At 41.2% G+C, this 13464-nt stretch carries 8 protein-coding genes and 1 pseudogene; 5 read left to right on the top strand and 4 right to left on the bottom strand.

The genetic code is table 11. From position 1 onward, the window contains the following. Positions 1 to 3: 3 nt before the first annotated feature. A complete protein-coding gene (locus CDG77_RS15500; protein WP_094330243.1) occupies positions 4 to 1221 on the bottom strand; it encodes a transporter substrate-binding domain-containing protein in 1218 nt (405 codons plus the stop codon). A 444-nt stretch (positions 1222 to 1665) separates the two neighbouring features. On the opposite strand from CDG77_RS15500, the gene CDG77_RS15495 reads away from it, so the two are divergent. Continuing rightward, the gene (locus CDG77_RS15495; protein WP_094330242.1) at positions 1666 to 3951 is read left to right on the top strand and encodes a PAS domain-containing hybrid sensor histidine kinase/response regulator; all 2286 of its coding nucleotides are present in this window, start codon (positions 1666 to 1668) and stop codon (positions 3949 to 3951) included. Between the two features lie 203 nt (positions 3952 to 4154). Here CDG77_RS15495 and CDG77_RS15490 read toward each other — a convergent pair whose 3' ends face one another. After that, positions 4155 to 6170: a zinc metalloprotease HtpX gene (locus CDG77_RS15490; RefSeq protein ID WP_094330241.1), complete on the bottom strand. Its 2016-nt coding sequence runs from the start codon at positions 6168 to 6170 to the stop codon at positions 4155 to 4157. 411 nt (positions 6171 to 6581) lie between these two features. Here CDG77_RS15490 and CDG77_RS15485 point away from each other — a divergent pair, with 411 nt between their 5' ends. After that, positions 6582 to 7889 (top strand): glutamate-5-semialdehyde dehydrogenase, encoded by a 1308-nt coding sequence (locus CDG77_RS15485; RefSeq protein WP_094330240.1) that lies wholly within the window; start codon positions 6582 to 6584, stop codon positions 7887 to 7889. 111 nt (positions 7890 to 8000) lie between these two features. Here the strand turns inward: CDG77_RS15485 and CDG77_RS15480 are convergent, their stop codons facing one another. Next, a complete protein-coding gene (locus tag CDG77_RS15480; protein WP_094330239.1) occupies positions 8001 to 9416 on the bottom strand; it encodes an isochorismate synthase in 1416 nt (471 codons plus the stop codon). Positions 9417 to 9725: 309 nt separating this feature from the next. Here CDG77_RS15480 and menA point away from each other — a divergent pair, with 309 nt between their 5' ends. The 3 genes from menA to CDG77_RS15465 are packed head-to-tail and all read left to right on the top strand — an operon-like array spanning position 9726 to position 12992. Next, positions 9726 to 10622, top strand: coding sequence for a 2-carboxy-1,4-naphthoquinone phytyltransferase (gene menA, locus CDG77_RS15475; protein WP_094330238.1), 897 nt, complete (start codon positions 9726 to 9728; stop codon positions 10620 to 10622). A gap of 13 nt (positions 10623 to 10635) precedes the next feature. After that, positions 10636 to 11625 (top strand): o-succinylbenzoate synthase, encoded by a 990-nt coding sequence (locus CDG77_RS15470; protein WP_094330237.1) that lies wholly within the window; start codon positions 10636 to 10638, stop codon positions 11623 to 11625. Then, a complete protein-coding gene (locus CDG77_RS15465) occupies positions 11610 to 12992 on the top strand; it encodes a 2-succinylbenzoate--CoA ligase (RefSeq protein ID WP_094330236.1) in 1383 nt (460 codons plus the stop codon). The genes CDG77_RS15470 and CDG77_RS15465 overlap by 16 nt, the downstream gene beginning before the upstream one ends. On the opposite strand, the pseudogene CDG77_RS15460 reads toward CDG77_RS15465, so the two are convergent. Further along, positions 12985 to 13426: pseudogene (locus CDG77_RS15460) on the bottom strand (acyl-CoA thioesterase). The gene CDG77_RS15465 and the pseudogene CDG77_RS15460 overlap by 8 nt on opposite strands. Between the last annotated feature and the right edge of the window lie 38 nt (positions 13427 to 13464).

The following is a 13464-nucleotide window of genomic DNA, read 5'->3' as shown; positions in this document are numbered from 1 at the left end:
TCTTCAAGATTCTTTAGGAGAAAACCACTTATCATATAACGATTGATAAGTATCATTTTCTTTGAGATTCAGTAGGGCCTGATTAATTGGTTTGCGGTAGGGACTGTTGTTAGGCATAATGATGCCGTAGCTTTCTTCACGCAAGATACTGCCAACAATCTGTACTTTCCCTTTGCCTTCATTGGCAGCATAAAAGAGGAGTACAGGTGCATCAAACACCACAGCATCAGCTTTTTTTGTTTGCAAAGCATTGTAAGCTTCTTCAATTTTGGGGACTTCTAAAATTGAAATATGATGTTCTTGCAGATATGTCGCCGCTGTGCTACCCGCACTTGTAGCCACTACCTTGCCTGGTAAATCGTTTATACTCCTGATATCGCTCTGAAGTTGCTGCACTGTTAATGAAGTAGTCGCGCTGGCTGTAAAGTAGGCGACAAAGAGGACTCCGATGAACATCCAGACTACAGCTATTAAACGTCCCAGCACTCCCTTGGGCATTTCATCGGCTTGAGTCGCTAATGTGGCAGCTGCCCACCAACAAGCTTTAAAAATGCCAGGAAAGTATGATTGAGAAATCATCCCTTCTTTGTGATTGCGCTCAGATAACCAAATAATGTGGGCTGCTAAGACAATTAGCACTAGGGCAATGCCTATTACCTGCAAGAGGCCAGTAGAGAAAAACAATTGCAAAATATTTGGAAAGGCACTGTTTTTACTATCTACGTTTCGTACCATAATTTGCAGCCCCCCAGCAAAAATGGGTAATGAGAAATCAAAATTCTGCTCGCGTTCAGATGTAATTGAGATAGCTGCAATCCCCAAGTTGACTTTGCTGTCTTTAATCGCAGAAAGCAGTTCTGGCACACTGGAATATTCAATAAATTTAGACTCTACACCGATTTGGTTAGCAATGCTGCGCCAAAGGTCGATACTGAATCCCGATAGCTCACCTTTGTTTGATAGTACAAAAGGCGGTATAACTCGTGTACCTACTAATAATGGTTGTTGGAGTTTTGGCGATTGTTGGGGTTCTGGTTTTTGGGACAGTCCTGGGGATGCTATTAATAACAATGCCAAAATTCCCCCTATTAATCCTATAGAGGTATACAGTGCAAAGGAACGCCTGGTTTTGTTTTTGCAGTCCTGTCTGTAAAAATAGCCAATTGGGTTTTTCCTCCGAGCCATAAGTTGGCGAAATCTAGTAGCGATCGCATTTATCATCAGAATTAGCTTAGGGTTTCATGCAAAGTATATTTATCATTCCCACCCCATATCAAAGATCCCATTCATCATCCCCATAAAACTGAAACCTGCATCAACAGGGTAAAATTCCGAGGGATGATTTGACCTGTTGTTCTGCTACTGTTGTTGTAACCATCAGGCCCTCCTTAAGCTAGAAAAAAATTTGCTTAAATCTACTTATTATATTTCTAGTTCTACAGCACTCTAGGTAGATTTTTTTATTAACCCTTTATTGTAACATGGAACATAGGGGCTGATATAGCTACATTGTGTTTAATTGATTTTGTAAGACTCGTGTTGGCAAGACAAACCTCTATCTTTTGAGTAATAGTTTTGAGTTCAGCTTTGAGCGTACACTTGAACTTATGTTTGCTTAATATTTCCTCTCACGTGCGCTTCTCTAGTCTTAGCAAAGTGAGCAACATGAATGTAGACGATTTTAGTCAGCAAATAGAGACATTACGCTCACGGGTAACGATATTATTGCAAAGTACTGCAAGTGAACGGTACTCACAACAAAAGCTAACAGCAGAAGCTTTTGAAGAACTGAAAATTGCTTTGGAGGAAATGAGAGTCGCCTCCGAGGAACTACAAGCAACACGAATGGTAGTAGAGAAGGAGCGTCAGCGCTACCAAGAGTTATTTGATTTTGCGCCTGATGGTTACTTGGTAACTGATATTTATGGCACTATTCTTGAAGCTAACCAAGCTACTACTGTCTTACTTAATATCTCAGAGCGATTTTTGATTCGTAAACCGTTGGTTAGTTTTATCGCCCAGTCAGATCGCCAAGCTTTTTTTAATTATCTGGCTCAGTTGCAGCATCTCGACCGGGGCGGAGAATGGGAAGTGTGTGTACAACCACGAGAAAAAGTCTGTTTTGATGTTGCTTTGACAGTAGTTACCGTCCGTAACGAGGAGTGTAAGCCAGTTGCTCTGCGCTGGCTAATGCGCGATATTACCAAGCGTAGGCGTTTAGAGTCCGAGCGAAAACTGTTATTTGCCAGCGAGCAAATTGCCCGGATTGCAGCCGAAGCGGCAGAGAGGCGCTCTAATTTTTTGGCTGAAGCAAGTCGTGTGCTGGCATCTTCCTTAGATTACCGTACAACTCTCACGAGTATGGCACAACTAGCAGTGCCTACCCTTGCCGATTGTTGCATTGTAGATGTCGTTGAAAATAATTCGGTAGCCTTTACTAACCCAGTCATCGCTGCTTCGGAACCGCAGAAAGAAGCACTAGTGCGAGAACTCCGACAACGCTATCCAATTCCTATCGATGCCGATCGTGGACTACCAAAGGTTTTACGGACTGGTAAGCCGGAACTGGTTACAGACATTCTTGAGTCTTCATTGCAGAAAAACACATGGAACCAGGAATATCTCAATTTACTGCAAGTTAAGTCTTATATGGTTGTGCCCCTGTTAGTGCGGAAACGCAAATTAGGGACAATTGTATTTGCCTCTACACAAGTAGGACGGTATTACACAATTGTAGACCTAGCAATGGCTGAAGAAGTTGCCCAACGCGCAGCTTCTGCTATTGAAAATGCACAGCTTTATCGCCAAGCCCAGGAAGCCAACCGAATTAAAGACGAATTTTTAGCGATCGTCTCTCACGAACTTCGTACACCTCTCAACTCGATGCTGGGTTGGGTTCAAGTAATCCGTAATCGAAAATTGGATGAAGCAGTTACTTCTAAGGCACTGGAGACAATCGAACGAAATGCAAAACTTCAAAGGAAACTGATTGAAGATATCCTGGATATTTCACGGATTGTACAAGGTAAAATCCGCCTAAATCTCCATAAAGTTGACCTGGTAATTGTAATTAACGCGGCGATTGAGGCTGTATATCCCACATCTGAGATTAAAGATATTCGAGTTGAATCTAAGCTTGACTTGTCAGTAGGTGAGGTTATGGGTGATGCAGAACGCCTCCAACAAATAGTCTGGAATTTGCTCTCTAACGCCGTCAAGTTTACACCTAGCGGAGGCCGAGTTGAAGTGTGTCTGGAGCAGGTAAACTCAAATGCGAAGATTTCTGTCTCTGACACAGGTAAGGGAATTAATGCTGACTTTCTACCTTATATATTTGAGCGCTTCCGTCAAGCTGATAGCACAACTACTAGAGCAGACAGTGGTTTGGGGCTGGGACTGGCAATTGTAAACCACTTAGTAGAAATGCACTCAGGCACAGTTCATGCATTTAGTGAAGGGGAAGAACGGGGAGCAACATTTACAGTCTTGTTGCCTCTAATAGAAGCGCAACCAGAGCAGTTAATTAAAGAAAGTCAAGTAAAAGTCAATAACCTCTTAGCGCTTGATGGGTTGCAAATCCTCCTTGTAGATGATAATGCCGATACTCGTGAGTTAATTGCCTTCATTCTTCAACAGTCGGGAGCGCAGGTGACATCGGTTAGCTCAGTAGGTGAAGCCTTGGAAGCGCTGGTACGATTAAGACCAAATATTTTAGTCAGTGATATCGGAATGCCAGATGAGGATGGTTATTCGCTAATTCGCCAAGTGCGATCGCAAGAAGCCCTTCGTGGGGAGAAGATTCCAGCTGTAGCACTAACGGCATTTGCTAGAGATGAAGAACGCCGCCTGGCTCTGGAAGCTGGATTCCAGGTTCATCTATCTAAACCAATCGAGCCAGATAAGTTGGTGAAAGTACTGGCGAACCTAGTTAAAGGCAACCAACAATTTTAGCGTATAAGTCTTAAGGTTTTTTAGCACGTAATCAGCAATTGCGTAGGTGTAGCTAGTCGTAAATATTGCTGAATTAGCAAATGCTTAGGCGTAGCCAGGCGTAAGTAAGTTAGCGTAAAAAAAAGAGGCAGTTACTACCGCCTCCTGGCAAATTAAAGCTTGGGTGGATTGAGAAATGCTTTGACAGCAGCCTAGAAACTCGGCTAGCGGCTCAAAAACATAATCAAGACCACTCCCAGGATAATCGATCCACCACCAAGGATGAATGACCAGAAGCGATGGTAACTGTTGACAATAGTGCCATTTTCACTTTGAAGTTGAATTAAATCCATCCAAGGCGCAACACCCCGACGGAACCAACCTACAGCCCCCACTTGTTCGCCAATTAAGCTTTTCACTCGCTTCATCCCAAACAAGAAATTACCGATGGGGCCAAAGCGTGAGGCGTAATGCAGATAAAGCATCCCGCTACGATCCTGAATTTTTAAATCGGAACCAAATTTATAACCAGCGTCGCCACGACCAATAAGTAGACCTTCCAGTTTTGCCGGTTGTCCGCGTAACGGACTGGCGTAGGGGTCTGACATCAGCGTGAGAATATCAGTTTCTGCTGCTTGCTTGTAGTCGGGGAACATCACCAAGGCTTTGACCACAATTCCTATCCCTAAGCCAATAAGTGGCGCACCAAATGCTAAACCTGTGTTTGGGGAACTTGACCACAGAATCACACCCATTACCAAGCCAACCAAGAAACCAATTGTTTCAGCGCCGTACAGCACAACATCTAAAAAGAAGTTGCCGTAAAGTCTACTCTTACTCAGAGTTTTGCCTTCTCCAATAACTCGCCCCATATCAAACTCAGTTGGTAAACCCAATTGTTCGGCATAAGTGCTTAATGCACGAACTCGTTTACCTGTCAACGGGTGAGTTGAATTTAACTCCATCCACCAGCCCCAAGGGTTAAACATATCCCAAAGAAAGACGCGACCAATTTTTTGGGTATCGGATGCAATGCGGTAAGCGGTTCCTGTAGAAGCGGCGGCTTTATGGTCATAGATACCCAAGGCACGAGTCCCTTCAATTAAACGACTGGGTTCTTGTGTCCGCGAACCTTCTTCTAGGATGCCGTAGGCAATTTTCACCAAAGCGCGGGATAATCCATTGGGATTACCTGTACTTTCGGCTGCAAAATGGTCAGCAAAGTATTCCCGTGTCCGAGAGAGGTACAGCAGCAGATAAGTACCAATGACGTAAAACACGTAGGCAACCAGACCAGCAGTTTGGATAGCATCTTTAATCTTGTTATCGCCACCACGCCCTAATTTTCTGGCTGTGCTGTAAATCAGGTAGCAAATTTGCACTAAGGTGGAAGCTACAGTCATCACTGCAAAGTCCCAGTGGACGATGTGCCCCAATTCATGGGCGTAAACTGTAGCAATTTCATCGTCATCCAAATATGTGAAAAGTCCCTGGCTAACTATTAAACGGGCGCTATTCGGCAATGAACCGTAAGTAAAAGCTGTGGGATTTTGGTCATTAATTATGCCTAGTCGTGGTGTTTTCAGCTTTTTCTGCTCGCAGACTTGGCGAATAACTTTAGCTGTCTCTGGACTAAGACTTTCAACTTCTGCTAACTCTACCCAGCGAGTTTGGTAAAGCCAGCCTTGAGTTAAGTCCATCATGAATGGAGACAGGAAAAAAGCGGCGATATTAAAAACTAGGGTAATACCAATAGCGATCGCTAGCCCTTGGAGCGGATCGTTGCTACCCAAAATAAATACTAAGCTCAAACCTAAAGCAAACACCATGCCAAACAACAAGGTCATGGTGACACCAGAAGCTAACGCCAAACTACCACCCACACCCCCCATCGCTAATTTCATCCCAGTAGTGGCGGCACGACTAGCTTTTTGGCTGGCGTTAGATTGGGTTGCTGGCGTTTGGCGGAAGGATTGACTAGCTTGTTCTGCCCAACTGCGAGCCTGTGGGTTTTCACTCATCATTAACCTTTGACACAGAATTTTGGCTTTTTCGATTTCGCCTGTGGCTTGATAGGCTTTTATCAGCCACATCTGTGCTGAAAGATAATCTGAGGAATCACTTTCGCCGGAGGCGTTGGCGCGGCCATCAGCGCAATCGCGGCAGAATTTTTCGAGTAATTTAACCGCTTCTTGATAACGCTTGTCTTTTAAGGCATCTAATCCAGATTGCAATGACATAGGATCTCCCTACTAAAGGAGTGGTATTTAATCTATCAATACTCAATAGATCCAGCGATCGTCACTGCAATTTCGTAAAAATTTAAATAATGGCAGTATAAATTATCTACTTAAGTAAAAGACTAGAGAAACATAAATTACGATGTCTCTCTAGTCTTGGGTACGCATAAATCATTTTTAAGGCTTTTAAATATTGCCTGTAATAATACTTAATTTATTTATATAGTGGAGAAGTTGTTACTGTTACTTGCTCTGTGTTTCATACTCATAGAATAAATGTTTTAAACCAAGTTTTGCTTCACCCGATCAGAGGAATTATTGATTACCCAGATGGTTCACCCGATTGGAGGAAGACGATAAGCAACGATCGACTCAGATTGATAAGATGAAGAAAAAGTAAAGATTTCTGTTATGACTATTTTTGATATTGGTTCTCCCCTAATTGCGATCGCCCAAAAAACCCGCAAAGCCGCAATTAAGCTGGCGATTCTCTCCACTGAGGCAAAAAATCAGGCAATTGTTGCGATCGCGCAAGCTTTAGAATCGGCTAAAGATGAAATTTTACAAGCAAATGTTGCTGATTGTAAAGCTGCTACCGCCGAAGGAATTCCCCAACCGCTTTATAAGCGCTTACAGTTGGATGAACATAAATTAAGAGATGCGATCGTTGGGGTACAAGATGTAGGTAAGCTGGCAGATCCAATTGGTAAAATCCAAATTCACCGCGAACTTGATACTGGTTTAATTCTCAAGCGAATTACTTGTCCTTTAGGTGTTTTGGGGATTATTTTTGAAGCGCGTCCAGAGGCGGCGATTCAAATTGCTTCCTTAGCGATCAAATCTGGAAATGGGGTAATTCTCAAATGCGGAAAAGAAGCGGTACGTTCTTGCGAAGCGATAGTCAAAGCAATTAAACAAGGATTATCTGAAACTGCTGTTAACCCTGATGCAGTACAGTTATTGACAACTAGAGAAGAAACTCTAGAACTTTTGAAATTAGACAAATATGTAGATTTAATTATTCCTAGAGGTTCTAATTCTTTTGTCCGGTTTGTTCAAGAAAATACACGGATTCCTGTATTAGGTCACGCCGATGGTATTTGTCATCTTTATATAGATAAATCTGCTGATATTTCTAAAGCAGTTCCGATTACCGTCGATGCCAAAGCTCAATATCCGGCTGTTTGTAATGCGATTGAAACTTTGCTAGTTCACCAATCAATTGCTACGGAGTTTTTACCCCAAGTTGCTGATGCTTTGCAAGAACGCCATGTAGAATTAAGAGGCGATCAACGCACCTTGGAAATTTTACCTAATATCGTATCGGCAACAGAGATAGATTGGGAAACAGAATATAGCGATTTTATTTTGTCGATAAAGATTGTAGACTCGATAGAAGCTGCGATCGCACATATTAACGAATATGGTTCTCGTCATACTGACGCGATTATCACTGAAGATTCAGAATCTGTTGAAACTTTCTTTGGACTAGTAAATGCAGCTAATATATTCCACAATTGTTCTACCCGATTTGCTGATGGTTTCCGCTATGGTTTCGGTGCGGAAGTAGGGATTAGTACGCAACAAATGCCTCCCCGCGGCCCCGTTGGTTTAGAAGGATTGGTGACATACAAATATCAAATGACTGGCGATGGACATATTGTCGCTACTTACACCGGGGCGAATGCTAAAGCTTTTACTCATCAGGATTTGGAGTAAAGTATTCTAAAAAGTATGGGTTTGAATAATGCTAGAAATACACCGATTTATCCGGTGTATTTTTTAGGTTAATAGTTTATCTGAGTTGTTAAAAGTTTTAATTGGGCTTATTTAAACTAAGGCTTTAAGTAACGCCTGAAGCTTAAGCTGCACCTCTGCAAATTCCTTATCCGGATCGGAGCCAGCAACAATACCAGCACCAGCATACAATCTCGCGCGATCGCCATCAATCAATGCTGACCGAATTCCCACAATAAACTCACAGTTTCCCTGAGAATCTATCCAACCTAGAGGCGCAGCATACAAACCTCTCTCAAAGCTTTCGTAACGGCGAATTTCAGCACAGGCTACATCTCGTGCTGCACCTGCAACGGCTGGTGTAGGATGCAATTGTCCGACAATCTTTAATGGGTGAATGTTAACTGGAACTACAGCACTTATTGGTGTCCATAAATGCTGGATATTCGATAATTGTCGCAGCCGTGGTGCTAATATCTGTGGTGACAAACCTAGTTGGCGTAGGCGTTGGGTGATAAAATTAAGCACTAACGAATGTTCGTGCTTTTCTTTTTCACTATTAAGTAAGCGATTGGCATTAGCCGCATCTTCAGCAGGGGTTTTACCTCGTGGTGCAGAACCAGCCAAAGCATCTGTAATTAACTGTTGATTATTAATACTAATTAATCTTTCTGGACTTGCACCAATAAAGTTTTGTCCTTTGCCATTACTGGTAGAAAAGATATAACAATTAGGATGTATTTGCCTAAGATTATTTAAAGATTTAATTAAGTCAAAATGATTGCTTGATTTGACATCTAATATATCTGCTAGAACAATCTTGCTTAAATGACTAGACCGAATTTTTTCCAAAACAGATACTACTGAACGTTTAAACTGAGTAGCATTTGTGACAGATTTTTTGTATAAATTTGTCGAAAAAGAATCAATATTAGCAGAGTAATATTCTAAAGATTGGATAAATTCAATTTTATTTTGCACATTCTCCAATAACCTTTGAATATTTGTATTTTCATTAAGAATTATATTTGTTACTAATATACAACGCTGATTTTTAACAGCTACTTGCCAACGTGGAAGAAAAATGGTAGCAGATGGAAATGGATAATCGACTTGGGCATTTTTATCAAAAAAGCTGAAATAAGAAAAAAAGTGAGGCCCAGAAAAAGGTTGATTAGCGTTACCAAAATTAATTATATTTTTTAGACAAGATTTGATAAAATATTCAGCTTGAGCAAAACGATCTGCACCATCAATCTGTAATTTTGCTACAGAATCGATTGCTGCGATCGCTTCTCCTTTAGCTCTGTCCTCAAAGTAAAAATTTATTTCATTTGCTTGTGTAAGTCGATCCAATACAAGTAAAGGATCGACTAAATCGATCTCTTGAGAGATACTGACAATTTGCTTGTCATTATTTTGGAGGCACTTTTCTTGGACTGATAACAAAAATTGATATAAATCTTTGCGCTCTACAAACAAGTTGCTACGACATGGTGAAACTGTCATGGATCTAACGATAGTAAATTTTTTTTAAGTTACTTCCTAAAGTGTAATTAATCGTGGTCGTATTTTTACAGGTAACATATTAAGTTGCCATTTCACCAGCGTAGGATTTGCTTTGTTCATGGTGTTCCTAGACCATAATAAGACAGTTTTAGCCTGAGACTGCAACGTGAGGGTGAGTGTTAACAACACAAGGTTAACAAGCCATAGGAAAAGTGATAGTTATTTATATATCACTCATATCTAGCGTCTGTTTAAATCATAAAATCTAAAGTGTGAGCAATATTCTGGTAATTTAATTAATCGCAACTGATGACTACCAAGCAAATTTTATATCCCAACACTAAGTTATGGATGGCAGCGATTAAACCGCCAATGTACAGCGTTGCCATTATGCCTATTTGGGTAGGAACAGCAGTAGCTTATGCTGAAACTAAAATGTTCAATGGTGTAGTATTTTCTACTTTTGTAGCTGCGGCAATCTTAATTCTTGCCTGGGAAAATATCAGTAATGATGTCTTTGATTCTGAAACAGGTATCGATCAAAATAAGCACCATTCTCTGGTGAACTTAACAGGCAATAAGCCATTAATATTTTGGATCGGAAATTTGTGTTTAGGTTTGGGGTTGCTGGGCATACTAGCGATCGCATATTGGCAACAAGACCTAACTGTTATCGGTATAATACTGCTGTGCTGCGGTTTAGGCTACACCTACCAAGGGCCTCCCTTTCGCTTAGGATATCAGGGTTTAGGCGAGATTATTTGCTTTTTTGCCTTTGGCCCCTTAGCAGTGGAGGCAGCCTACTACAGCCAAACTCAAACTTGGTCAATGACAAGTTTAGCAGCCTCAGCGATCGTTGGGATTGCCACAACCTTAATTTTGTTTTGCTCACACTTTCACCAAGTTAAGGATGACATAGCCGCAGGGAAGCGATCGCCTATCGTCCGTCTGGGAACCCAAAAAGGGGCCCAACTCCTAGTTTGGTTTACTGGTAGTATTTATCCCCTCACCTTGCTATTTGTACTATTGGGGATTTCTCCAGTTTGGACATTGCTGAGTTGGGTGAGTTTACCCTTTGCTGTCAAATTATGCCGCCATGTCCAAGAGAATCACAATCAGCCTGACAAAGTTAGTAACTGTAAATTCATCGCCGTAGCCGTGCATTTCTGGGCTTGCTCGTTGTTGGGATTGGGATTTATGCTTTAACAATTATTAATTGATGCGTTATCAATTTGAATTTCGTCCATATCAGCGAAGATTTTTGCGATCGCTTACCACTAATCATGGTAAGTGGGATATTCGTGAAGGTATTATCCTCCGTCTCACCGATGAAACTCTCAAAGTCGGCTGGGGAGAAATTGCCCCCATTAGCTGGTTTGGTTCCGAAACCCTAGAACAAGCCTTAGATTTTTGTCGCCAACTCCCAGGAGAAATCACAGACGAGATAATTTTCTCCATCCCAGATGAGTTACCTGCTTGTCAATTTGGCTTTGAGTCAGCGTGGGAGTGGGAAAGTGAATTCTTTTCAATGCCCAATGCCCAATGCCCAATGCCCCATGCCCAATCTTACAGCGCCTTATTACCAGCAGGGGAAGCGGCTTTAAATCAATGGGAAACTTTGTGGCAGAAGGGATATCGCACGTTTAAGTGGAAAATTGGTGTGGATGCGATCGCTCATGAACTAAAAATTTTTGAGTCATTGATACACACCTTACCAGCCTTTACCAAACTACGATTAGATGCCAACGGTGGACTCAGCTATGAGGAAGCTAACTTATGGCTGCGAACTTGCGACAATCTCAAGGCAAATGAAGAACTAGCCCTAGAAATTGAATTTATCGAACAACCGCTACCCGTTGAGCAATTTCAGCAGATGTTGAAATTGAGTACGAGTTATGAAACTGCGATCGCTTTAGATGAATCTGTCGCCACACTTGCACAACTCACCGCCTGTCATCAACAAGGTTGGCGAGGGGTTTTTGTCATCAAACCTGGGATAGTCGGATCGCCATCTCGTTTGAGAAAGTTTTGCCACCAGTATCTAATTGATACTGTATTTTCATCAGTATTTGAAACTGCGATCGCTAGACTTGCAGCACTCCAACTAGCAGCCGAATTATCCCAAAACAACAGGGCAATTGGTTTTGGTATCGACCATTTTTTTGAACAAGAAGAAACCTGGCTTCAAAGTTTATGGAAAGACCTTTAAACTATCTTAATAACCTGGCTCAGGATGATTGGCTTATCGGTTATGACAGCCGTAAATTTAATCAAATAGCTCAAGAATTATATTTAGAACTAACACAACTATCAACGTGCGGAACGCCACCAATAATCATCTTAGCTGAACGCGAACCAATAGGGTTTCTAGCAAGTTTTATTGCCGCTTGTGCAGCTAATTGCCCAGTTTTTCTTTGTAACCCTGATTGGGGAACACAAGAATGGCAACAAGTCTTTGATTTAGTACAGCCAGATATTATTTTGGGAATAGGGAATAGGGAATGGGGAATAGGGAATGGAAATAATTACCAATGCCCAATGCCCAATCACATCATGATTCCTACAGGTGGTTCATCGGGACAGATGAAATTTGCAATTCATACTTGGGAAACTCTCACAGCATCAGTACAAGGGTTTACAGAATATTTTCAACTAAAACAGGTCAATTCATTTTGTATGTTGCCGTTATATCACGTTAGCGGTTTAATGCAATTTATACGTTCTTTCACCACCGGAGGCAAACTAGCTATTCAAGCATTTAAAGATGTAGAATCTGGTAAAATATTTAATATTAAACAATCAGAATATTTCATATCTTTAGTACCAACGCAGTTACAAAGACTCCTGCAAAATCCAGAATTAACTGAATGGCTATCCCAATTTAATACTGTACTTTTGGGAGGTGCGCCAGCGTGGAACGAACTATTAGAAAAAGCTAGATTTCACCGCATTAGGTTAGCACCTACCTATGGCATGACAGAAACCGCCTCTCAAATTGCTACCCTCAAACCAGATGATTTTCTGAGAGGTAAAATTAGCAGTGGTCAAATTCTTCCCCATGCAAAAGTAACTATTCGCAATCAGCAAGGCGAAATTTTAAATTCCAATCAAATCGGAAATATCACCATTTACGCTCAATCTTTAGCCCTTGGTTACTATCCTATAACCAGAGAAAATCAAGATATTTTCCAAGTAGATGATTTAGGCTTTTTAGACGCTCAAGGTCATTTAAATATTGTCGGACGTAACAGCGACAAAATTATTACAGGTGGAGAAAATATTTATCCAGCAGAGATTGAATCAGCTATACAAGCTACTCAAATGGTTGCTGATATTTGTGTCATCGGCATCCCAGATAAACACTGGGGAGAAGCCTTAACAGCGATTTACATTCCCAAAAAATCAGATACCTCTGCCTTAAACATTCAAACCCTACTCAAAGACAAACTCAGTAAATTTAAAATCCCTAAATATTGGATTCCCCAGCAAAACTTACCCCGTAACTCCCAAGGTAAAATTAACCGCCAACAGCTACAGCAAATAGCCACAGAATTCCTCCAAAATCCCATCACATAATCTCTCTCGACTTTCTTCTCTCTGCGCCCTCAGCGTCGGTTCGTCTCCAACCACTGAATAATCTCATCAGGTAATTCCTGCTTAGTTCTACTACTTGCATCAATACAAACATGCCGAGTAATAGCCTTAGCAACTAACACCTCACTCACAGTAATTTCATAAGTAATTTCAAACTTATCAACACCTATTTTTTGGGGAATTAAGCTAATTAGCAACTTGTCTCCTACAAATATAGGGCGCAAAAAATCCACACTAGCATGAACAATGGGAAACCCCACAGACGGATTAGTAAAAAAATCTTTGAGATTAATATTTGATGCTTCTAGAGATTCTTCATAAGCTTCATGGCAAATAGCCAAAACGTTAGCAAAATAAACTACCCCAGCAGCATCAGTATCTTGAAAGCGAACCGTGCGGTTATAAATAAAAGACATTTTTGATCATTGAATTACGAATTACGAATTACGAATTA

Origin of the sequence: Nostoc sp. 'Peltigera membranacea cyanobiont' 213, assembly GCF_002245975.1 — a bacterium.
Lineage (GTDB): Bacteria > Cyanobacteriota > Cyanobacteriia > Cyanobacteriales > Nostocaceae > Nostoc.
The sequence above is the reverse complement of the archived record's forward strand: the minus strand, read 5'-3'. Positions and strand labels throughout refer to the sequence as shown.